Consider the following 22,071-nt stretch of genomic DNA (forward strand, 5'->3'; position numbering starts at 1 on the left):
TGCCGGATTCGTCGGTCACGACGTGCCAGCTTAAATGACCAGCCCACCGCCCCCGAATTCGCTCAGATGGGCTAGCGGGCGCCCTTGAGCTTGCCGCGCTGGCCGTCGCGGTTGCGCTCGAACACCAAGCGCAGCCCGTCGAGTGTCAGATGACGGTCGTAGTGCTGAACCGTCCGCAGGTCGGCGAGCACCAGCGGTGCACCGTGTCCCGTCGCCACCACCGCGACGTCGTCGCCGCCGAAACCGTCGACGTCCGAACGCACCCGGCTGACGAGGCCGTCGACCAGACCGGCGAACCCGAACACCGCGCCCGCCTGCATGCACTCGACGGTGTTCTTGCCGATCACCGACCGGGGCCGGGTCAGCTCCACCCGCCGCAGCGCCGCCGAGCGGGCGGCTGCTGCATCGGAAGACACCTGCACACCGGGCGCGATGGCACCACCCAGGAACTCGCCTCTGGCCGAGACCACGTCCACACAGATCGACGACCCGAAGTCGACGACGATCGCCGCGGTGCCGTACTTCTGATATGCCGCAAGGCAATTGACGATGCGGTCGGCACCCACCTCTTTCGGGTTGTCGACCAGCAGCGGGATACCGGTGCGCACCCCCGGTTCGATCAGCACGTGGGGCACCGAGGGCCAGTACTGCTCGAGCATCACGCGGACCTCGTGCAGCACCGACGGCACGGTGGACAGGCCCGCCGCACCGGTCAGCCGCTCGGCGTCGTCACCGATCAGCCCGTCGATAGTGAGCGCCAGTTCGTCCGCGGTGACCTCCGACTCGGTGCGAATACGCCAGTGCGACACCACCTTCGCGTGATCGCCGGCTCCAGAGATCAGCCCGACGACGGTGTGAGTGTTGCGGACGTCGATGACGAGGAGCACTCAGTTTCTCCAGGGCAGCTCGTGGCTCGCACCGCTCGGGGTGCGAGGGTGACCGTCGATGCCGGCACTGGCGCCGACGTCGATCGCGATGTTGTCGAGCAGCCGGGTGGTTCCGAGCTTGACGGCCACCAGCATTCGAGCCGGCCCCTCGACGGGTGCGGGCCCGAGCATCGGGTCGCGCACCTCCAGATAGTCGACCATCAGCGCGGGCACCTCGTCGAGGACGGCGCGTGCGGCATCCAGTGCCGCGGGCACGCCGCCGGCCGCGGCGTACATACCGGCGAGCAGGGCAGCCGAGAGGGCACCGGCCTGCTCGCGCTGGACCGTATCGAGGTAGCGGTTGCGCGAGGACATCGCCAAGCCGTCGGCCTCGCGCACGATCGGCACGCCCTGGATCTGCACGCCGAGATCAAGGTCGGTGACCATCTGCCGGATCAGCGTCAGCTGCTGGTAGTCCTTCTCCCCGAAGTACGCCCGGTCGGGACGCACGATGTTGAACAGCTTGGCGACGACGGTCAGCACCCCGGCGAAATGGGTTGGCCGCGAAGCACCTTCGAGGTCGGCACCGAGCGGTCCCGGTACCACGGTGGTGCGCTGACCCTCCGGATACATGTCCTGAGCGGTCGGGGTGTAGGCGATCTCCACGCCCTCGGCGCGCAGCGCGTCGAGATCGGCGGCGAGGGTGCGTGGGTACGCGTCGAGGTCCTCACCGGCTCCGAACTGCAAGGGATTGACGAAGATCGACACCACCACCACCGCACCCGGCACCCGCTTGGCGGTACGGATCAGCGTGAGGTGGCCCTCGTGCAGGGCGCCCATCGTCGGGACGAGCATGATGCGGCGCCCGGTGGCCCGCAACGCCCGAGTCACGTCGGACACCTCGTGCGGGCGGGCGTAGATGTTCAGCTCACTCGGTGAGAACGTCGGTTTTCGGGTGGTCACTCGGCCTCCGCCAGTACATCGAAGACGGCGCGGGGTGCGTCGGCACGCTGCGCCGTCCGGTGGGAATTCGATCGATACGCCTGCGCCAGAGCAGGATTGACCTCTTCGAGGGCGTCCAGGTGACCGGCCACCGCGTCGGCGTCCCCGCGGGCCACCGGCCCGGTCAGCGCACGCTGACCCGCCTGCAGCGCGTTGTCCACCGAGGCCCTGACGAGAGGACCCATGATCCGCTCGGCCAGCCCGCCGGGGTGCTCGGCCACGATGTCCTGGCCGAGCAGCTCCTGCCCGGCCAGAGCGGCCCGCAGCGCCTCCAGCGCATCGAGCACGACGGTGACGACGTGGTTGCTGCCGTGGGCCAGAGCCGCGTGATACAGCGTGCGCGCGTCTTCCCGCACCCGGAACGGTTCACCACCCACCTCGAGGACCAGCGACTGGGCGATCGCATAGCCGATCTCGTCAGCGGCGGTGATGCCGAAGCATGTGCCGCGCAACCGATCCACGTCCTCGTCGGTGCCGGCGAACGTCATGGCCGGATGGATCGCCATCGTGATGCACCCGCGCTCGGCCAGCGGCGCCAGAATGCCGATGCCGTTGGCCCCCGACGTATGCGCGACGATCGTGTTGGATCGCACCGCGCCCGAGGCCGCGAGTCCTCTCACCACATCGGCGAGCGCGGCGTCGGGCACGGCGATCAGGAGCAGCTCGGCACGCGCTGCGACGTCGTCGACCGACAGCACCGGGGTGTCGGGCAGCCATCTGGCTGCCCGGGTGCGGGAGGCACGCGACACCGCGCTGCACCCGGCGACCACGTGCTCGGCCCGTTCCAGTGCCGCGCCCAGCGCGGCGCCCACCTTGCCTGCAGAGACGACTCCGACGGTCAGCCGGGCGGGGCGGAGTCCGTCATGGGGAGCACTCCCACCGATCGGGGGCTGCACCATCGCAACCATCGCGTTCGCCCTCGCTGAATTCTGACGTCGGTCCGGTCCCGCTCGGCGGGTACCGGTCGGGCACAGCCTAGCCCAGCGCGGCGGTCAGTCCTCGCGGCGGCGGCGCCGTCCTCCACCCGACGGGGTCGCCTGGAACCGAGCCAACAGTTCGGCGACCGACTGACCACCGGCGTGCGCGCCGCCGTTCTCGTCCTCGTCCTGGTCCTCGGGTACGTCGGAGACATCGGGGACATCAGAGACATCGGGGACATCGGGGACGGGCGGCTCCGGTTCCGATGACGACGAATGCCGGCCCCGGGGTGGTTCGGACGGCGCGTCGGTCGAATCCGGCGCGCGTCGACGCCCCACGTACCCGGATGCGGTGTCGGGCTGGGGCTCGGGGGCCGGCTCGGGCTCCGGTTGGGTCTCCGGCTGCGGCGGCTCAGCCTCAGGCTCAGGCTGCGGCGTAGGTGGCGGAGGGGACGACCAGTGCGAACCCGGTTGACCAGCGGGAATGAACCGTCCTTCGGCCGGCGCGGGCCGCCATGATCCCGACGACGCGGGGCCGTTCTGGTGCGCCGGTTGAGGCGGCGGTGGCGGCTGCCGCGGTGCGGCCTGCGGCGGCAGCCACGGGAACTGCGGGCCGGCCTGCTGAGGCGTTGTCGGGGGTGTCGGAGGCACCCAGGGCCCGGTCGGCTCCCCCGCGCGCCGGTGCGCACCACCGGCCTGTGCGGCCGGCTCGGGGACCCGCGGCCAGGGTTCGTCCGGGTGCGGTTCGGCGGGAACGTCGATGATCGGGCTCTCCTCCGTATCCGGGGAGTGCTCGTCGGTGTCGTCCATCCGCAGTGCTGCGCGGCGGGCGTCGGCGTCCTCGGTGTCGATGCGGCTGCTGCTGACCCGTCCGGCGGCGGGCAGTGAAGCCGCCTCGGCGCGGTCGTTCTCGATGGCCGGCCGATGGGACAGGTCGGTGTCGAACAGGTACTCGAGGTTCGCCCGCAAAGCGGCCAACTCGGCCCTCAGCGCGGCCACCTCGTCGGCCGACTGCGCCCGGAGTTCACCCGCCAGCTCGCGGCGCAGATGGCTCTCGACGGTCAGCTCGTACTCGCGGCGGGCCGAGATCTCCCGTTCCAGTTGCAGGTCGTACACCAGCTTGAGATCCCGCACCTTCGCTTGGTCGCTGTCGCTCTGTCTGCGGTAGATCACCGACACGAACGCGGCGACCACCGCAGCCCACAGAGCGAGGATCACAGCAAGCTTGAGCAACTCCACGCGATCGGTGAAAACCAAGGCAGAACTGGCGGCAATGGCAAGCACCAGCAACGCCGTCATCAAGATCCAACCGGGCCGCCGACCGCCCCGACGCATGCGGGCGCCGCGGGTCGGTTCGGTCATGGGGCGACTGTACCCGCCACAGGTCGCCACGCGTGTCGACCCTTGCGGCGATTCGGTCACGAAGCCGCGGGCAGCCTCAGCCGGGTGCCGGATCCGCGTCGGGCGGAGTGTCTTCGGGTGATCGGCAGCAATGCTGTAGCCACAGTGCCGCCGCGACGAGCGCCAACGCGCACAGGCCCGCGACGACTGCTCCCGGGCTGTCGGCGGCGGCCACCCGCAGGGCGTCCCGGCGTGGCAGCACGTAGGCCGAGACCGCCACCCACCACCCCAGCACGACCGCGCCCATCCACGCCGCCGCCTTGGCGATCACCACCGAACGGGCCACCGCCAGCGGGTGCAGCCGGCTGCGCCCGACACCGATCTCACCATCGCGGATGCGGGCCCGGACGTAGAAGCCCCAGCCCGCGAGCGCGACCGCGACACCGAGCAGCGACACACCCGTCCACACCGTGATCGGCGGGAAGTACCGGTAGGTGGCGCGAACCAGCAGATAACCCAGCACCGCGGCCGCGACGGCCCCGGCGACGAGATCGCGTGTGCGAGTCGGTCCCATCAGCGGGGTGTCTGCACCGTCAGGGCATGCTCCGTACGGTGCACACCGGCGCGTTCGGCCGGATCGAGGGCGGCCAGTAGCTCCGCGACGGGGGTGGGCCGGCCCTCCACCGTTACCGTGGCTGCGGGGACGGCGGCGAGCCAGGGGACGAGGACGAACGCCCGGACGTGTGCGTAGCGGTGCGGCAGCGTCAGCACGTCGTCGTCGACGGTGATCTCGCGGTCGCCGTCGCGGACCTCCACCAGATCGACATCGAGTGTCCTTGGCCCCCAATGCTGTTCACGTACACGCTGGGCGGCGGCCTCCAACTCGTGCGCGCGGTGGAGCCAGTCGTGGGGACCCATCGACGCGTCGTCGGCCAGCACCACGGCGTTGAGGAAGGCACCCTGCTCGACGCCACCCCACGCCGCCGTCTCGTAGACCGGCGACACCGCGGTGACCGAGTCGCCGAGTCCGTCGAGCACCGACTGCAGATGCGCCAACCGGTCACCGAGGTTCGACCCGATCGACAGCACCACCGACGTCATCGCGGCTCCGCCGCGCGACGGGCGGGCGGCTCCGCCGCGCGACGGGCGGGCGGCTCCGCCGCGCGACGGGCGGGCGGCTCCGACCCGCGCCCGCCGCGGCGCGAACGGCGCGCGACCACCGCGACGTCGGCGAAGTCCAGCGGGATCGGCGCGGCCGGTTTGTGCACGACCACCTCGACGGCATGCACCCGCTCGTCGGACATGACGTCCTCGGCGATCTCCCCGGCCACCGTCTCGATCAGCTGCCGCGGCGGGCCGGCGACGATGGCAGCGGCCCGCTGAGCCAGCGATCCGTAGTCGAGTGTGTCGGCCAGGTCGTCGCTGGCCGCGGCGTCGGCCAGATCGATCCACACCGTGATGTCGACGACGAAGTCCTGCCCATCGCGACGCTCGTGGTCGAAGACCCCGTGATTGCCGCGAACCCGCAAGCCGCGCAACTCGATTCGATCAGCCATCCTGCCCCGCCGTCTTCCATGCAGACACCACCGCAAGCGCGTCCACCGACGCACGCACGTCGTGCACCCGCACACCCCACGCCCCATGCCACCCGGCCAGCGCCGAGATGGCCGCTGTCGCGGTCTCGCGACCGCCCGGCGGCCGCGGCGTCCCGTCGTCATCGGCGAGCAAGGTGCCGAGGAAGCGTTTGCGCGACGCGCCGACGAGGATCGGGATTCCGGTGGCGACGAACTCCGGCAGCGCCGCCAGCAGCGCCCAATTGTGCTGCGCCGTCTTCGCGAAACCGAGCCCCGGATCGAGGATCAGCCGATCGGGGTCCACGCCGGCAGCCACGGCGGCATCCACACCGGCCATCAACTCGTCGCGCACCTCGGCCACGACGTCGCCGTAGGCCGGCGGCTCGTGCGGTCGCTCACTGTCGACCGAGCGCCAATGCATCAGCACCCAGGGCACTTTCGCGTCGGCGACCACCCGCACCATGTCCGGATCCGCCCTGCCGCCCGACACGTCGTTGACGATGCGGGCCCCGGTCTCCAGGGCGGCGCTGGCCACGCCGGCGTGCATGGTGTCGACGCTGACGGTGATGCCGCGGGCGGCGAGCTCGGCGACGACGGGCAGGATGCGGGCGGTCTCCACTTCCGCGTCGACGCGCGTGGCGCCGGGCCGGGTGGACTCGCCACCGACGTCGATGATCGCCGCGCCCTGGGCCACCAGCTCGACACCGTGGGCGACCGCGCGGTCCCGATCCAGGAACAACCCGCCGTCGGAGAACGAGTCATCGGTGACGTTGACGACCCCCATCACGGCCACGCCGGCCGGTGCGGAGGGCGGAAGGTCGGAGGCGCTCACGAACGCAGGATCAGATCCAGAGCTTCAGCGCGGGAGGCCTTGTCGGTCTTGAACTGACCGCGCACCGCCGACGTCGTGGTGCGGGCGCCGGGCTTGCGGATGCCACGCATCGCCATGCACAGGTGCTCGGCCTCGATCACCACGATCGCTCCGCGAGGATCGAGCTTGCGCATCAGCGCGTCGGCGACCTGGCAGGTCAGTCGTTCCTGGACCTGGGGCCGCTTGGCGTACAGGTCGACCACGCGGGCCAGCTTGGACAGACCGGTCACCCGGCCGTCCTTACCCGGGATGTAGCCGACGTGCGCGACACCGTGGAAGGACACCAGGTGGTGCTCACACGTCGAGTACATCGGGATGTCCCTGACCAGCACGAGCTCGTCGTGCTGCTCGTCGAACGTCGTGTTGAGCACCTCGTCGGGATCGGTGTAGAGGCCCGCGAACATCTCCTTGTAGGCGCGGGCCACTCGCGCCGGGGTGTCGAGCAGGCCGTGCCGCTCCGGATCCTCACCGATGGCGAGCAGGAGCTCGCGCACGGCGGCCTCCGCGCGGGCCTGATCGAATTCCGGGGTGGTGAGCGTGGCCGATGCGTCCTGCGACCGCGTCATCGAGGTCTCCTCCGTTACCCATTGCCCGGCGGGGTGCCGTGCCCGTTCTCGCCTCGGCCGCTGTCGTGACGGCCGTTCTCCTGACCGCTGTGGCCGTGACGGCCTTGGTCCTGACCGCCGTTCTGGTCGGGCGGCGCAGGCTGCGGATACTGCTGCTGATACGGCGGATAGTACGGCGGCTGCGGGTGCGCCGGTGCGCCCTGATATCCCGACGGCGGATACCAGTAGCCGGGCTGCGGCTGCTGCGGGCCGCCCTGCTGCTGCGGCGGGGGCGGCCAGCCGGGGGCATGCCACCCTGCCGGGGCGCCGTAGTCGGGCTGGGTCGGGCCGCCCTGACCGACACCGTGCGCACCGTTGGTCCCGTTGCCGCCGTTACGGTGTGCGGCCTCGGCGGCAGCCTGGGACGCCTGCGCGATCGCAGTCTTGAACGCGGGCTCCGGCACCGGCTTGGGCCAGGGCTCACCGCGCTCGATGGCCAGCTCGCCGGGTGTCTTGATCGGCGGCTTGTCCGAGGGCACGCGGCCACCGAAGTCGTCGAACATCGTCAACCGCGGGCGCTTCTTCACGTCGCCGAAGATCTGCTCCAGCTCCTTGCGGTGCAGCGTCTCCTTCTCCAGGAGCTCGCCCGCCAGCACGTCGAGGACGTCGCGGTACTCGGTGAGGATCTCCCACGCCTCGGTGTGGGCCGCCTCGATGAGCTTGCGGATCTCGTCGTCGATGATCTGGGCGACCTCGTGGCTGTAGTCGGCCTGGTTGCCCATGGTGCGGCCCAGGAACGGGTCGCCGTGCTCGCTGCCGTAGCGCACCGCGCCCAGCTTGGAGCTCATGCCGTACTCGGTGACCATCGCGCGGGCTATCTTGGTGGCCTGGTCGATGTCCGACGACGCGCCGGTGGTGGGCTCGCGGAACACCAGCTCCTCGGCCGCTCGGCCGCCCATCGCGAAGACCAGGCGCGCGATCATCTCCGAGCGCGTCATCAGACCCTTGTCGTCTTCCGGCACGGCCATCGCGTGGCCGCCGGTGCGCCCGCGAGCGAGGATCGTCACCTTGTAGATGGGCTCGATGTCGGGCATCGCCCACGCCGCCAGCGTGTGCCCGCCCTCGTGGTAGGCGGTGATCTTCTTCTCGTGCTCGCTGATCAGGCGGCTCTTGCGGCGCGGCCCGCCGACCACACGGTCGACCGCCTCTTCGAGCGCGGGTCCGGTGATCACGGTGCCGTTCTCGCGGGCGGTCAGCAGCGCCGCCTCGTTGATGACGTTGGCCAGATCGGCACCCGACATGCCGACGGTCCGCTTGGCCAGCCCCTCGAGGTCGGCGTCGGGGGCGATCGGCTTGCCCTGGGAGTGCACCTTCAACACGGCGCGGCGGCCGGCCAGGTCGGGGCTGGAGACCGGGATCTGGCGGTCGAAGCGGCCCGGCCGCAGCAGCGCCGGATCGAGGATGTCGGGCCGGTTGGTCGCGGCGATCAGGATGACGCCCTGGCGGTCACCGAAGCCGTCCATCTCCACGAGAAGCTGATTGAGCGTCTGCTCACGCTCGTCGTGCCCACCGCCGAGTCCTGCGCCGCGCTGGCGGCCGACCGCGTCGATCTCGTCGACGAAGATGATGCACGGGCTGTTCTGCTTGGCCTGCTCGAACAGGTCGCGCACGCGAGAGGCGCCGACACCGACGAACATCTCGACGAAGTCCGAGCCCGAGATCGTGAAGAACGGCACGCCCGCCTCGCCGGCGACGGCGCGCGCGAGCAGCGTCTTGCCGGTTCCGGGCGGGCCGTAGAGCAGCACACCCTTGGGAATCTTGGCGCCCAGCGCCTGGTAGCGGGTCGGGTTCTGCAGGAAGTCCTTGATCTCGTAGAGCTCTTCGACGGCCTCGTCGACGCCCGCGACGTCGGCGAACGTGGTCTTGGGCATGTCCTTGGACAGCTGTTTGGCGCGCGACTTGCCGAAGCCGAAGCCCATCCGCCCGCCGGTCTGCATCCGGGAGAAGAGCACGAACAGACCGACCAGCAACAGCAGCGGCAACATGTAGATCAGCAGTGAGCCCAGCACGCTGGACTGGTTGACCACGGTGTTGGTCTTGACGTTCTTGCCCTGCAGCGCCTCGAACAGACTCACGCCGTACCCGGTCGGGTACTTGGTGATGATCTTGGTGCTGTTCTCGGTGTCACCGTTGCCGTCTTTGAGCTCCAGCCGCAGCTGCTGCTCGCGGTCGTCGATCTGCGCGCTGGTCACGTTGCCGCTGGTGATCTGTGACATCGCCACCGAGGTGTCGACGGGCTTGAAGCCGCGCGTGTCGTCGCTGAAGTAGAAGAAAGACCACCCGAGCAGCAGGACCACGGCGATCACCGTGAGCGTGCGGATCACATTCTTACGATTCATGCGTTGGTCCGGTTCATCGATGTGTGTGCAGCCGGGAGACAGAACCCGGCCGAAATCCTTCCAATAACGCCAGCTGGAAACCTCAAGGCTACCGCTAGACCAACGTTCGGCAGCCCCGGGAGTTCCCGAGCGTTCCCCAGATCGCGAGAGTGCTCTCCCCGTCGTGATTACGCGGTTGGCACGACGCTGAGCGCACCTTCGCGCCAAGCTGGACGCCGTGCGCACACGAGGAGTCCACACCAACGGGGTGACGCTGCAGGTGACCGAGGCCGGTGACCCCGGCGCACCCGTCGTCGTCCTGCTGCACGGATTCCCCGAACTGGCCTACTCGTGGCGTCACCAGATCCGTGCGCTCGCCGATGCCGGCTTCCACGTCCTGGCGCCTGATCAGCGCGGCTACGGGGACTCCGACAAACCTGCCGCGGTCGAGGCCTACGCCGTCGACGCGCTGGTCGGCGACGTGGTGGGGCTGCTCGACGACGTCGGCTCCGAGCAGGCCGCAGTGGTGGGCCACGACTTCGGCGCCGTGGTGGCGTGGGCGGCGCCGCTGCTGGCGCCGGACCGATTCCGCGCCGTGGCCGGGGTGAGCCTGCCGCCTGTGCCGCGGCCCCGGGTCCCGACCACGCAGGCGTTCCGGAAGCTGTTCGGCGACCACTTCTTCTACATCCTCTACTTCCAGGAGCCCGGCCCCGCCGACGTGGAGCTCGCCCGCGACCCCGCGACCACGATGCGCAAGCTGTTCGCGACGCCGTCCGCCGACGACGAGGCCAGCGCCCTGCGCATGCTCGAGCCCGGACCCGCCGGCTTCCTGGACCGCCTCCCCGAACCGGGCGGTCTGCCGGGCTGGCTCGACGACGCCGATTTCGACGTCTACGTTGCCGCGTTCACGCGCGGCGGATTCACCGCGCCGCTGAATTGGTACCGCTGTTTCGACCGCAATTGGGAGCTCACCGCAGACCCGCCGGCGGCGACGATCGCCGTGCCGGCGCTGTTCGTCGGAGGCAGCGCCGACGCCACCCTGAAGTACACCCCGCGGCACCGCGCCAGCGAACTGGTCAGTGGACCCTATCGGGAGGTGATGCTCGACGGGGCCGGGCATTGGCTGACCGAGGAGCGGCCGGAGCAGCTGAGCCAATTGTTGATCGAGTTCCTTGCGGTTTGAGGTGTGATTTCCGATAGTGACGGGTATGTTTGCTGCGGGTTGGGGCGCCGCGCCACCGGGGGGAAATTGACGTGAACTTCACAGCAAAGCGTTCTCGTGTCGATGACCGGCGTGATCACGAGGATCTCGTCGCGTCGGCGCGTCAGACGTTCGCCGATCTCGGGCCGACCGCGAGCATGGCCGACATCGCCGACGCGGCAGGGGTCAGCACCGACGACCTGTACAGCCATTTCGGCGACCGCGACGGGCTGCTCGTCGCGGTCCTCGACGATCTCGAACAGTCGCTGCGCGACCCCGAACCGGCCGTCCGCCCGCCCTTGCGCTTTCCGCGCCTGTCCGCGCGATACGTCGTCCCACCGGCCGTGGCGGCGGCCGCGGTGTTCTCCCTGGCCGCGGCACCCCCGTCGACCGCCGCGTCGGTGGACCCGCCTCCCGCCGCGCCTTCCTCGGTGGTGACGATCAGCCCGCTGTGGCCGATCTGGTCACTCGACACCGCTCTGCAGGGGTCGCTGTGCGCCGCCGGCACGTGCAACCGGCTGGACTATGTGCCGTTCGCGACGGGCAACGGGGTGCGGGCGCTGGACCGGCAGCTGTCGCAGTTGACGTCGGCGTCGCAGGCCACCGGCGCCGGTCCGACCGTCGTACTGGGCTTCAGCAACGGCGCCGGCGTGGCCGAGGAGTGGATGGCCGAGCACGCCGGCGTCGTGGGCGCGCCGTCCCCGGACGAGGTGTCGTTCGTCCTGATCGGTAATCCGCGACGGGCCTACGGCGGCCTGATGCCGCCGATCGAGCCGACGGATTACCACGTGATCGACATCGTCAGGCAGTACGACCCCATGGCCGACTTCCCCGACCGGCTGAACCTGCTGGCGCTGGCCAACGTCGCGGCCGGCATGCTCTCACCGATGCATCTGGACTACCGCGGCGTGGATCTCGACGATCCGAACAACGTCGTGTGGACCGAGGGCAACACCACCTACGTCTTCGTCCCGACGACGGAGTTGCCGCTGCTCAAACCGCTGCGCGCCCTGGGGTTCGACGAGCTGGCTGCGAAGTTGAACACGCCGCTCACCGAGATCATCGAAAAGGCTTACGACCGACCGTATCTGGACTCCCCCGAGCCTGCGCCCGTCGTCGCGCCGGAACCCGAGAAGACGGTCCTCGCGGCCACCGAATCGGCACCCGAGCCCGTGACTCCCAAGCGCCGCACGTTGTTCGCCAAACACGCTGTCGCCGAGGATGTTTCAGCAGACGATGAGGACACTCCTCGACAGAAGCCGGACCGGTCCGACGACGCCCAGCCGACGTCCGCCGTCGACACGCCCGCGGTCACCGCCCCACCCGCGGGCGACGGCGCCGCGGCCAGCACACCCACCAAGAAGACACGCAAGGGCTGGGGACGCCACCGCGACGAGTGACACCGGATGCGACGCGTGGCGGGTTAGTGTGCCAGCCATGCCTCACTCAGTCCGCGCCCACGTAGTCCGGAGTGTTCTCGCCGTCGCCGCCGCGGGCGTCGTCGCGGCATCGGCGACCGCCTGCGATTCCCGGTCCGGCCCGGCCGCTGCGCCCGGCACCGATGCTCGGCAGGTCACCGTCGTCGGTGAAGGTCAGGTCAAGGGCACCCCGGACACGTTGACCGTCAACGCCTCCATGGAATTCCAGGCCGCCGACGCCACCGGCGCGATGAGCCAGACCAACGAACGCCAGCAGGCCGTCATCGACGCCCTTGTCGGCGCCGGGGTGGACCGCAAGGACATCGCCACCACCGCAGCCGATCTGCAGCCGCAGTACGGCAGCGACAGCACCACGATCTCCGCGTACCGCGCCACCAACTCGATCACCGTCACGCTCCGCGATCTGGCCAAGGCGTCGGATGCGCTCGGCCTGATCGTCAGCACCGGCGGCAACGCCACGCGCATCAACTCGATCAACTACTCGATCGACGACGATTCCCAGCTGGTCCGCGACGCCCGCGCCCGCGCGTTCAACGACGCCAAGGACCGCGCCAACCAGTACGCACAACTGTCGGGGCTCGACCTCGGCGATGTCATCTCGATCTCCGAGGCCGCCTCGCCCACCCCGCCGGTGCCGATGCCCGCGATGCCGCGCGCGATGGAGGCCTCGGTGCCGTTGGAGCCGGGTCAGCAGACCGTCGGGTTCTCCGTGACGGTGGTGTGGCAGCTCGGCTAGGTGGGATCAGAGTCAGTCGGTCCGACGGTGACGGGCACGCCGTTGAGCACCGCGGTGCCCGACAGCGGATCGAGCAGCGAGCCGTCGTTGAGCTGATTGACGTTGACGCCCGGCTGATCGGCGGCCAGCTGTTGCCCGGTGCCGGGACGGTCGTGCCCCCAGCCGTGCGGCAGGGACAGCACCCCGCGCCGGATGCCGTCGGTGATCTCGACGGGCACCACCAGCTCGCCGCCCGAGCCCTTGACGACCGCGGTGTCGGTGACGCCGAGTTCCGCGGCGTCGTCGGGATGCATCCGCAGCGTGCACCGGTTGGTGCCGCCTGAGAGTGCGGGCAGGTTGTGCATCCAGCTGTTGTTGCTGCGCAGATGCCGGCGTCCGATCAGCACGAACCCCTCGGCGGGACGGGCCATGGCCTCGCGCAGCCGGGCCGCGTCGTCGATCAGGGCGGGCGGCGCCAGTTCGACCCGGCCCGACGGCGTGCGCAGCACGTCGAGCAGCCGCGGCTGCAGCGGGCCCAGGTCGACACCGTGCGGTGCGTCCTTGAGCCGCTGCAAGGTGAGGCCGTCGGGGTGGGCGCCGAACGCGTCGCCGTAGGCCCCGAGGCGCAGCATCATGTCCAGCCGGCGCTCGTACCCGGGGCCGGCGGGCAGCATCGCGGTGAGCTCGTCGACGGCGCGGCCGGCGACCGGTGAACCGGGGTCGGCGGTCTCCTTGGCCAGAGTGGTGGCAATGACCTGCTCGTCGACCAACGCAGGGTCGGCGTCCTGGCCCATACCGAACACGACCAGGGCCAACCGGGACAGGGTCTCGGCCTCGCTGGGCCTGCCGTCGAGCGGCAGCGCCGGAGGTGAGTAGCGGGCGTTGTTGCGGATCGCGAGCGCGTTCAGCGCGACGTCGAAGTGCGGGGACCGCGACGGCGGCGGGGGCGGCAGGATGACGTCGGCGTGCCGGGTCGTCTCGTTCAGGTAGGGGTCGACGCTGACGATGAACGCGACACTGTCGAGTGCCTTGTCGAGCCGGTCGCCGTCGGGCGCGGACAGCACCGGGTTGCCGGCGATCGTGATCATCGCCCTGATCTGCCCGTCCCCCGGGGTCTCGATCTCCTCGGCGAGCACGGTGGTGGGCAGTTCGGAGAGCACCTCGGGGCGGCCGGAGACGCGGCTGTGCCAGCGGCCGGTGCGGAACCCCTTGCCGGGCCGGTGCCCGCGCGGGGCCGGCGCCACCGGGGAGCAGGGGAACATTGCACCGCCGGGCCGGTCCAGGTTGCCGGTCAGGATGTTGACGACATCGACGAGCCAGCTGCCCAGGGTGCCGAACTCGACGGTCGACGTGCCGATCCGGCCGTAGACGGCCGCGCTGGGTGCTGCGGCGAGTTCACGGGCCAGCGTGCGGATCTCGTCGGCGTCGACGCCGCAGTAGTCGGCGACGGCGTCGGGGGCGAAGTCGCGCGCCGCGGCCCGCACGTCGTCGAGTCCGGCGACATGGTCGGCGAGGTCGCCCAGGTCGACCAGGTCCTCCTCGAACAGCACGTGGGCGACGGCGAACAGCAGTGCGGCGTCGGTGCCGGGGCGGGGCGCGAGGTGGCGGTCCGCGAGCTCCGCGGTGCGAGTGCGGGCCGGGTCGATGACGACGATCCGGCCGCCGCGGCGGCGGATGTCGCGCATCTTGCCGCCGAAGTCGGGGGCGGTGGTCACGCTGCCGTTGGACACCAGCGGGTTCGCGCCGATGATCACGAGGTAGTCGGTGCGGTCGAGGTCGGGCACCGTGAACGCCACCGGGCTGCCGAACATCAGGCCCAGCGACACGTGCTTGGGCATCTGGTCGAGCGTGCTCGCCGAGAACACCTGCCGGGTGCCCAGCCCGCGGATGATCAGCGGCGGATACAGCGCGCCGGCGACCGTGTGCGCGTTGGGATTTCCGAGATACATGCCCACCGACGCGCCGCCGTGTTCACGGATCACCGCACCCAGCCCGTCGGCAACCGCGGCGAACGCCTCCTCCCACGTCGCCTCGGTCAGCACGCCGTCGCGTCGCACCAGCGGCGTCTGCAAGCGGTCGGGGTCGTTGTCGAGTTCGGCGAAGCTCGCACCCTTGGGGCAGATGAAGCCGGCGCTGAACACGTCGTCGCGGTCGCCCCGGGCGCTGACCACGCGGCCGGCGTCGATGGTCAGCGTCAGGCCGCAGGTGGCTTCGCAGAAGGGGCAGATGCGCAACGCGGTGTCGGTCATGGCTTCGATCCTGCGTCCAGATCGACGAAATGGCGAGAACTTCTCGCGCTTTCCCGCCCACACGTTGGTTTGGGCGGATTAGTCGGCGTAGACCTTGGGGTCGAGCGTGCCGATGAAGGGCAGATCGCGGTAGCGCTCGGCGTAGTCCAGGCCGTAGCCGACGACGAACTCGTTCGGGATGTCGAACCCGACATAGGTGATGTCGACGTCGGCGCGCACGGCCTCGGGCTTGCGCAGCAGCGTGCACACGCGCAGCGACCGTGGCCCACGGGTGGCCAGGTTGCGCAGCAGCCACGACAGCGTCAGCCCGGAGTCGACGATGTCCTCGACGATCAGCACATCGCGGTCGTTGATGTCGCGATCGAGGTCCTTGAGGATGCGCACCACACCTGAGGACGACGTCGACGAGCCGTACGAACTGACCGCCATGAACTCCAGCTGCGTGGGCAGCGGGATCGCCCTGGCCAGGTCGGTGACGAACATGACCGCACCCTTGAGCACGGTGATCAGCAGCAGATCCTGCTGCCCCTCCCCCGGCGTCGGATAGTCGGCGGCGATCAGGTCGGCGAGCTCGGTGGTCTTGGCGCGGATCTGCTCCTCCGACAGCAACACCGACTTGATGTCCCCGGGATACATCTCCCCACCATGAACTGGCACGCCTAGAGCCTAGCGGTGCTCAGTCGGCGACCGGCTCGCGGTAGAGCGTCAGCACCCCACCGCGCCGGCCCGCGAACAACCGGCGTCGTGTCATCTCGCTCGGGATCGCGACCCCGCCCTGCCCCCGCCACGCGCTCACCAGCGCGTCGACCGACCGGATCTGCGCGTCGGACAGGCCCGCCGCACCCCCCTCGAGCAGCCAGCGCCGGATCACGCGGCGGCGCACCGCGGCGGGCAACACCGTCAGCGTCTCGACCGCCAGATCGGGGCCGATCGCGATGTCCGTAGCGATATCGGTGGCGATCGCGTCGAGTGCGTCGGTGTCCTCCCTCAGCGCAGTGGCTGTACGAGCCAGCGCCTCGGCGACACCGCCCTGGAGCACGTCGTCGAGCAGCGGCAGCACCTCGGTCCGCAGCCGCACCCGGGTGAACCGGGGATCCTCGTTGTGCGGGTCCCGCCACGGAGTCAGCGCCAACTCGGCGCACGCGGCGTGGGTGACGGTGCGGCGCACACCGAGCAGGGGCCGGCACCACGGCGCGTCGTAGGGCACCATGCCGGCGATCGAGCGGGCGCCCGATCCGCGACCAAGCCCCAGCAGCACGGTCTCGGCTTGATCGTCGAGCGTGTGGCCCAGCAGCACCGGCGCCCCCGCACGCGCCTGCTCCAGCATCTCGTAGCGCGCTACGCGTGCGGCTGCCTCCGGCCCGCCCTTGGACCCGACATCGACCGAAAATACCCGCACGTCAACACATCCCAATGACAAAGCCTGCTCGCGGGCCGTCGCGGCGACGGTGTCGGAGCCGGCTTGCAGCCGGTGGTCGACGATCAGCGCGGTGGTCGGCCGCAGCTCAGCGGCGACGGCGGCCAACGCCAGCGAGTCCGGCCCGCCCGACAGCGCGACGCACCAGCGCTCGCCCTCGAGATCGTGCTCGGCCACGAACCGGCGCAGCGCAAGGCGCAGCTGCGCTACAGCACCCGGTCGATCCATCGCTGCGGCTCGTCGATCTCCTCGGGCAGCGGCAGGGTGTGCGGGCCGGTCCAGATCGTGTTGAACCGGGCCATGCCCACCGTCGACACCACGGCATCGACGAACGCCTTGCCCCGCGTGTACTGGTCCATCTTGGCGTCGATCCCGAGCAGCGCCCTCAGCAGCCGCTGCACCGGCGGCTGGCGGCGCTGCCTGCGCTGGTCGAACCGGTGGCGAATGGTGGCCACCGACGGCACGACCGCAGGCCCCACCGCGTCCATCACGTGATCGGCGTGGCCTTCGAGCAGCGTGCCCAACACCAGCAACCGGTCCAGCGCCTCACGTTGGGCCTCGGACTGCACCGCACGCACCAGACCGAGGATGCCCGCCGAATTCGCTTCTGCCGCATCGCCCGAACGCCGCTGGCGGACGTAGTCGGCCAGCCGACCCACCACCTGGGTCACGTCGTCGCCGGCATCCTGGGTCAGCACGCCGAGCGCGTCGGACATGTGGCCGGCCAGCCACGGGTTGGCGCGGAACTGGACCCGGTGGGTGACCTCGTGCAGACAGACCCACATCCGGAAGTCGGCGGGCTGCACGTGCAACTGCCGCTCGACCGCGATCACGTTCGGATAGACGAGCAGCAGCTCGCCGCCGGCTGTGTCATTTCCCGGGTCGTCCCCTGCCCTTCGGGCGGGGTCCCCCCGCTCCTGCCCTCCGGAAGCAAACGGGTCGTACTGCCCCAGAATCCCCGACGACACGAACGCCAGCACCGCGCCCGTCTGCACCCCGGCGATCCGCCCGCTGATCGCGCGCGGTTTCGAGTCGGCGTCCCCGCCCGTCATCGCCCGCATCGAACGGGCGGCCGCGCGAATCCACTCCGGCCGGTTGACGATCCGGGCCTCCGGGATGTCCGCACCTTCGGCCAGACCTGTGACCTCACGCACCGGAACCTCGGCCGCGCGCGCCGCATCTGCCAGCTGCGCGATCACCTGCGTGCGGGTGTATTCGGAGGCCGGCGGCTCGGGGCGGGCCAGCTTGCCGCCGAACGAGGCGGCGAGGTTCCAGTCCACCGCGCTGCCAACCGAGAACGTCTGACTCATGTGCGGCACCCGCACGACCGTAGCGTCGCGGCGAACGCGTCGAGCGCCGTGCGTCCACTCGGGCCGGCCTGGTTGGACAGCAGCGCGAACGTCAGCACCCGGCCGTTGGAGTCGGTCACGAAGCCGGCCAGTGAATTGGTCGCAGTCAGCGAACCGGTCTTCGCGCGCAGGTAACCAGTGGCATCACGGCCGGCCGGAGTGTCGAGGTAGCGGTTGGACAGCGTGCCGCTGCCGCCGGCGATCGGCAGCAGGTCCACCAGCGGGCGCAGCCGGGCGTGATCGTCGCCGACGGCCGCGCCCACGACCTCGTCGAGCGTCTCGGCGGTCAGCCGGTCGTCCACCGAGAGCCCACTGGAATCCAACAGGTGCGCCTCACCGGTGTCGATCCCGGCGTCGTCGAGGGCGTCGAGCACAGCGCCGGCCGCGCCGGCGAAGCTCTGCGGGCGGCCCGTTGCCTCGGCGACCTCCCGGCCCGTCGACTCGGCCATCACGTTGTCCGAGGCGTTCATCATGTCGCGCAGCCGCTGGATCAGCGGGGGCGACTGGACCGAGGCGATCTCACGGCCGCGAGCGGCCGACGGCAGGACCGTCACCCTCTGCGGGTCGACCCCGAGAGCGACGGCCAACGCACGCCCGGCGTCCAGCGCGGGGGTTCGTGAGCGCGCCGAGTCCACGGTGACGGGCTGGGTGCGGCCACCGTCGAGCATCACCGACTCCATCGGGGCGATGTCACCGCCGTCGATGTCCAGCGGATCCCAGCCCGGCGCCATCGTCGGGCCGCTGTAGGCGCTGACATCGACCGCGACCGTGCGCACGGTGGTGCCGCTGCGGCGCACCTGGTCGGCGAGGTCGACGATCCGGGCGGCGTCGCGATACCACGTGTCGGTGCCGCGCGGCGCGGCCGACAGCGTCGGATCGCCACCGCCGACCAGGACCACCGTCCCCGGCGAGGTGGCCATCACCGTCGTCGTCAGTCGGGCGTCGCGGTCCAGAGTCAACAACGCCGCCGCGGTGGTGAGCAGCTTGTTCGTCGACGCGGGCTGCATCGGCACGTGCGGGCCCTGGGACCACAGCTCGTCACCGGTGATCGCGTCGGTGATACGTCCGGTGAACTGGCCCAGGTTCGGATCGGCGAGCACCGGGCGCAGCACAGTGGCCAGTCCGGCGGGCGTCGGCACGTCAGCGGTGTCGGGCACGGGGACCACGCCCGGATCGGCGGACGCGGGGGCCGGTGCGGCCTTGACGGCCACGGCCTGCGACGGCTGCCGGCCGACGATCAGCGCAGCCGCCACCACCAGACCGGTCACCACGACCACGACCGCGAGGCCGACCAGGGCGTACGTGGACCGCCGCCATCGAGTCGGCCGCATAGTTCCCCTGTCGCTCGATTACCGAAGCCACCCCCGTAGTGCAGGGTATCGCTCCCCATTAAGGTGGTTCCGGCCTGTTGATCGCCCGCCATGCGTAAGGAGCCTCCCCGGTGCAGTTCGACGTTCTCATCGAGATCCCGAAGGGTTCACGCAACAAATACGAGGTCGACCACGACAGCGGCAAGGTGAAGCTGGACCGCTACCTGTTCACCGCGTTCGGTTACCCGACCGACTACGGCTACATCGAGGACACCCTCGGCGAGGACGGCGATCCGCTGGACGCGCTGGTGCTGCTGCCCGAGCCGGTGTTCCCGGGATGCATCGTCGAAGCCCGCCCGGTCGGCATGTTCCGCATGACCGACGAGAAGGGCGGCGACGACAAGGTGCTCTGTGTGCTGGCCGACCCGCGGTGGGACCACATCCAGGACATCGGGGACGTCTCGGAGTTCGAGCTCGACGCGATCAAGCACTTCTTCGTGCACTACAAGGACCTCGAGCCGGGCAAGTTCGTGCACGCCGCGGACTGGGTGGGCCGCGAGGAGGCCGAGGCCGAGGTGAACCGGTCGATCGAGCGGTTCACGACCGAGGGCCACTAGTTCTTCCGGGCGAGATTTTCTGGCGCGACCAGACGCGAACTCCCGCCGACACGCAGAGAAACACCCGAGTTCGTGTCTTCTCGCCGGAATTGACCTGCCTGTAACACGGCGTTACGTGCCCGCCGTCTGCCCGTTCGATCATGGCGGTGTGCTGCTGCATCAGGGGATCGGTCTGGAGGCGTTCAACGCGCTGCCGATGCGCCGTGCCGTGCACGCCGTGTACGAATGCTGCTGCAGCGTGCCGCTGGCTGCCGACCTGGCCCGGCAGCGTCCGTTCCAGTCCCACGAGCAACTGTTCCGCTGCGCCGACTCGCTGCTCTTCGCCCTCGGCGAGGACTCGATCGACTCGATCCTGCAGGCCTACCCCGACGTCGGCCGCCGGCCCGGCAGCGAGAAGTCCGCGGCCGAGCAGTGCGCGATCGCCGACGCGCGGCCCGAGATGATGGCCCAGCTGGCCGACGCCTCGAAGACCTATCTGGACCATTTCGGCTTCGGCTTCGTGATGTACGTCAACGGCTACAGCGCCGACACCGTGCTGGCCACGATGGGTGACCGTCTGCTCAACGACTACGAGACCGAGCGCAAGATCGTGCGCAACGAACTGGCCCGGATCAACCGCACCCGGCTGGAACGCATGCTCGGACCCGAGGGCGGTTACGACAACTGGTGACCATTGGGATCACCGGGGCCACCACCTAGGCTCGCCCCTATGCGTGGTGCCGTGCACGGTCACTGGGAGCCCCGCTTCGACCGCCTCGCCGCCGCTCTGGCCGAGGAACTCGAGACGGGCGAGGAGCTGGGTGCGTCGCTGGCTGTCGACGTCGACGGTGAACTGGTCGCCGACATCTGGGGCGGCTTCGCCGATCGCGCCGAAACCGTAGCCTGGCAACACGATACGATCGTCAACTTCTGGTCGTGCACCAAGACGCTGACCGCGCTGGCCGCACTGCTGCTCGTCGACACCGGCGACCTCGATCCCGGTGCGCCCGTCACCAGGTACTGGCCGGAGTTCGGCGCCAACGGCAAAGGCGGCATCGAGGTCCGCCACCTGCTCGCGCACACCTCGGGAGTGTCGGGCTGGCAGGTGCCCTTCGATGTCGAGGACATCTACGACTGGGAGAAAGCCACCGCCCATCTGGCGGATCAGGCCCCGTGGTGGCAGCCGGGCACCGCGTCGGGCTACCACGCGATGAACTACGGCCACCTGATCGGCGAGGTGATCCGCCGCATCACGGGTAGCACTCCCAAAGACGTCGTCCGCGAACGCGTGTCAGAGCCGCTGCACGCCGACGTGCAGATCGGGGCGCACGAAGCCGACGAGCCGCGCATCGCCGAACTGGTCGCTCCTCCGCCTCGCGACCGCGGCCTGGAGCGGCTCGGCCCCGACCACCCTGCGGTCCGGACGTTCGCGGCGTTCCCGCCCGGCGCCTACGGTGTGGCGGTCGCCGAGACCGAGCCCTGGCGGCGCGCCGACATCGGCGGTGCCAACGGCCACGGCAACGCGCGCGGTCTGGTGCGTGCGCTGCGTCCGATCGCGCTGGGCGGCACCGTCGACGGCGTCCGGGTCCTCTCTCCGTCCACCATCGAGAAGATCTTCGTCGAGCAGTCGTACGGCACCGACCTGGTGCTCGGCATCCCGCTGCGCTTCGGACTCGGTTTCGGACTGCCGACGCCCGAGAGCGTGCCCGCTGTCCCCGCGGGCAGGGTCTGCTGGTGGGGTGGCTGGGGTGGCTCGCTGGTCGTGATGGACCTCGACCGACGGGCCACCTTCGCCTACGTGATGAACAAGATGGGTGCGGGGACGACGGGCACCACCCGCTCCCTGCGCTACGCCCGGATCATCGACGAGGCGCTTCAGGACGCGCGGGCCTGATGGCCGGCCGCCAAGGCCCGCAGTACCTCGCGCCCGATGCGCTCGACATCCTGCTGCGCTGACGCGCCGATCAGCGTCACCCCGTCGGCGACCCCGGCCGTCTCGATGTCGCCGATGAGTCCTGCCAGCCCAGCGACGGTGCCCGCGTAGCGGATGGTGTCGCCGGACTGGGCCCCCGCCTCACCGAACGCGCCGCGCGCCGCCCGGAAGTCCCGGCCGACCGCGACCATCACGTCGAGGATGACCGCGGCGTCACCCGGGCCCGACCGGATCCGCGACCGGACCTGCCGAGCCCGCTGCAGGTCGGGCGCGGACACGCGGATGACCGGCCGCCCACCATCGGTGAGCTCCCGCAGACCGGCGTCGTCGTCTTCGAGGAAGATCCGCATCGGGCCACGCTAACCACC

General features: G+C 70.4%; 21 protein-coding genes and 1 pseudogene. 6 read left to right on the forward strand and 16 right to left on the reverse strand.

Annotated elements, in window-relative coordinates; translation table 11 throughout:
• Nucleotides 1-71: 71 nt before the first annotated feature.
• From ACZYYX_RS00255 to ftsH, 10 genes and pseudogenes are all read right to left on the reverse strand, one after another.
• On the reverse strand, nucleotides 72-887 hold the full coding sequence (locus ACZYYX_RS00255; RefSeq protein ID WP_463812411.1) for a type III pantothenate kinase: 816 nt from the start codon (nucleotides 885-887) through the stop codon (nucleotides 72-74).
• The gene (gene panC, locus ACZYYX_RS00260; protein ID WP_463812412.1) at nucleotides 888-1,829 is read right to left on the reverse strand and encodes a pantoate--beta-alanine ligase; all 942 of its coding nucleotides are present in this window, start codon (nucleotides 1,827-1,829) and stop codon (nucleotides 888-890) included.
• Nucleotides 1,826-2,767, reverse strand: a complete 942-nt coding sequence (locus ACZYYX_RS00265; protein WP_463812413.1) for a Rossmann-like and DUF2520 domain-containing protein — start codon at nucleotides 2,765-2,767, stop codon at nucleotides 1,826-1,828. Before ACZYYX_RS00265 ends, panC begins: the two co-directional genes overlap by 4 nt.
• Nucleotides 2,768-2,860: 93 nt before the next feature.
• Nucleotides 2,861-4,147, reverse strand: a complete 1,287-nt coding sequence (locus ACZYYX_RS00270; protein WP_463812414.1) for a DUF6779 domain-containing protein — start codon at nucleotides 4,145-4,147, stop codon at nucleotides 2,861-2,863.
• Nucleotides 4,148-4,223: 76 nt separating this feature from the next.
• Nucleotides 4,224-4,700 (reverse strand): DUF3180 domain-containing protein, encoded by a 477-nt coding sequence (locus ACZYYX_RS00275; protein WP_463812415.1) that lies wholly within the window; start codon nucleotides 4,698-4,700, stop codon nucleotides 4,224-4,226.
• Nucleotides 4,700-5,227, reverse strand: a complete 528-nt coding sequence (gene folK, locus ACZYYX_RS00280; protein ID WP_463812416.1) for a 2-amino-4-hydroxy-6-hydroxymethyldihydropteridine diphosphokinase — start codon at nucleotides 5,225-5,227, stop codon at nucleotides 4,700-4,702. The genes ACZYYX_RS00275 and folK overlap by 1 nt, the downstream gene beginning before the upstream one ends.
• 68 nt (nucleotides 5,228-5,295) lie before the next feature.
• A pseudogene (gene folB, locus ACZYYX_RS00285) lies at nucleotides 5,296-5,682 on the reverse strand (dihydroneopterin aldolase); the annotation flags it as partial.
• Nucleotides 5,675-6,484, reverse strand: coding sequence for a dihydropteroate synthase (gene folP / locus ACZYYX_RS00290; RefSeq protein ID WP_463814739.1), 810 nt, complete (start codon nucleotides 6,482-6,484; stop codon nucleotides 5,675-5,677). The pseudogene folB and the gene folP, both read right to left, overlap by 8 nt.
• 44 nt (nucleotides 6,485-6,528) lie before the next feature.
• Nucleotides 6,529-7,137 (reverse strand): GTP cyclohydrolase I FolE, encoded by a 609-nt coding sequence (gene folE / locus ACZYYX_RS00295; protein ID WP_463812417.1) that lies wholly within the window; start codon nucleotides 7,135-7,137, stop codon nucleotides 6,529-6,531.
• A gap of 14 nt (nucleotides 7,138-7,151) precedes the next feature.
• Nucleotides 7,152-9,515 (reverse strand): ATP-dependent zinc metalloprotease FtsH, encoded by a 2,364-nt coding sequence (ftsH, locus tag ACZYYX_RS00300; protein ID WP_463812418.1) that lies wholly within the window; start codon nucleotides 9,513-9,515, stop codon nucleotides 7,152-7,154.
• A 208-nt stretch (nucleotides 9,516-9,723) separates the two neighbouring features.
• Here ftsH and ACZYYX_RS00305 point away from each other — a divergent pair, with 208 nt between their 5' ends.
• The 3 genes from ACZYYX_RS00305 to ACZYYX_RS00315 all read left to right on the forward strand — a co-directional run bounded on the left by ACZYYX_RS00305 (nucleotide 9,724) and on the right by ACZYYX_RS00315 (nucleotide 12,870).
• A complete protein-coding gene (locus ACZYYX_RS00305) occupies nucleotides 9,724-10,677 on the forward strand; it encodes an alpha/beta fold hydrolase (RefSeq protein WP_463814740.1) in 954 nt (317 codons plus the stop codon).
• A gap of 71 nt (nucleotides 10,678-10,748) precedes the next feature.
• On the forward strand, nucleotides 10,749-12,095 hold the full coding sequence (locus ACZYYX_RS00310) for a PE-PPE domain-containing protein (protein WP_463812419.1): 1,347 nt from the start codon (nucleotides 10,749-10,751) through the stop codon (nucleotides 12,093-12,095).
• A 37-nt stretch (nucleotides 12,096-12,132) separates the two neighbouring features.
• A complete protein-coding gene (locus tag ACZYYX_RS00315; RefSeq protein WP_463812420.1) occupies nucleotides 12,133-12,870 on the forward strand; it encodes an SIMPL domain-containing protein in 738 nt (245 codons plus the stop codon).
• On the opposite strand, the gene ACZYYX_RS00320 is transcribed toward ACZYYX_RS00315, so the two are convergent.
• The 5 genes from ACZYYX_RS00320 to dacB all read right to left on the reverse strand — a co-directional run bounded on the left by ACZYYX_RS00320 (nucleotide 12,867) and on the right by dacB (nucleotide 19,195).
• Nucleotides 12,867-15,098 carry a molybdopterin oxidoreductase family protein gene (locus ACZYYX_RS00320; protein WP_463812421.1) on the reverse strand — a complete coding sequence of 744 codons (2,232 nt, stop codon included), beginning with the start codon at nucleotides 15,096-15,098 and terminating at the stop codon, nucleotides 12,867-12,869. The two genes, ACZYYX_RS00315 and ACZYYX_RS00320, sit on opposite strands and share 4 nt — an antisense overlap.
• A gap of 78 nt (nucleotides 15,099-15,176) precedes the next feature.
• Complete coding sequence (gene hpt / locus ACZYYX_RS00325) at nucleotides 15,177-15,734, reverse strand: hypoxanthine phosphoribosyltransferase (protein WP_463814741.1); 558 nt, start codon at nucleotides 15,732-15,734, stop codon at nucleotides 15,177-15,179.
• Nucleotides 15,735-15,774: 40 nt separating this feature from the next.
• On the reverse strand, nucleotides 15,775-16,743 hold the full coding sequence (gene tilS, locus ACZYYX_RS00330) for a tRNA lysidine(34) synthetase TilS (RefSeq protein WP_463812422.1): 969 nt from the start codon (nucleotides 16,741-16,743) through the stop codon (nucleotides 15,775-15,777).
• Nucleotides 16,722-17,825: a zinc-dependent metalloprotease gene (locus tag ACZYYX_RS00335; RefSeq protein WP_463812423.1), complete on the reverse strand. Its 1,104-nt coding sequence runs from the start codon at nucleotides 17,823-17,825 to the stop codon at nucleotides 16,722-16,724. Before ACZYYX_RS00335 ends, tilS begins: the two co-directional genes overlap by 22 nt.
• Nucleotides 17,822-19,195: a D-alanyl-D-alanine carboxypeptidase/D-alanyl-D-alanine endopeptidase gene (gene dacB, locus ACZYYX_RS00340; RefSeq protein ID WP_463812424.1), complete on the reverse strand. Its 1,374-nt coding sequence runs from the start codon at nucleotides 19,193-19,195 to the stop codon at nucleotides 17,822-17,824. Before dacB ends, ACZYYX_RS00335 begins: the two co-directional genes overlap by 4 nt.
• 110 nt (nucleotides 19,196-19,305) lie before the next feature.
• Between dacB and ACZYYX_RS00345 the strand changes: the two genes are divergently transcribed.
• The 3 genes from ACZYYX_RS00345 to ACZYYX_RS00355 all read left to right on the forward strand — a co-directional run bounded on the left by ACZYYX_RS00345 (nucleotide 19,306) and on the right by ACZYYX_RS00355 (nucleotide 21,664).
• Nucleotides 19,306-19,791 carry an inorganic diphosphatase gene (locus tag ACZYYX_RS00345; RefSeq protein WP_241204587.1) on the forward strand — a complete coding sequence of 162 codons (486 nt, stop codon included), beginning with the start codon at nucleotides 19,306-19,308 and terminating at the stop codon, nucleotides 19,789-19,791.
• 148 nt (nucleotides 19,792-19,939) lie between these two features.
• Nucleotides 19,940-20,461, forward strand: coding sequence for a 2-oxo-4-hydroxy-4-carboxy-5-ureidoimidazoline decarboxylase (locus tag ACZYYX_RS00350; RefSeq protein ID WP_463812425.1), 522 nt, complete (start codon nucleotides 19,940-19,942; stop codon nucleotides 20,459-20,461).
• A gap of 39 nt (nucleotides 20,462-20,500) precedes the next feature.
• Nucleotides 20,501-21,664: a serine hydrolase domain-containing protein gene (locus tag ACZYYX_RS00355; protein WP_463812426.1), complete on the forward strand. Its 1,164-nt coding sequence runs from the start codon at nucleotides 20,501-20,503 to the stop codon at nucleotides 21,662-21,664.
• Here ACZYYX_RS00355 and ACZYYX_RS00360 read toward each other — a convergent pair.
• Complete coding sequence (locus ACZYYX_RS00360; protein WP_463812427.1) at nucleotides 21,646-22,053, reverse strand: hypothetical protein; 408 nt, start codon at nucleotides 22,051-22,053, stop codon at nucleotides 21,646-21,648. The genes ACZYYX_RS00355 and ACZYYX_RS00360 overlap by 19 nt on opposite strands.
• Nucleotides 22,054-22,071: the final 18 nt, after the last annotated feature.

It is taken from the genome of Mycobacterium sp. IDUB_1 (genome assembly GCF_055419625.1).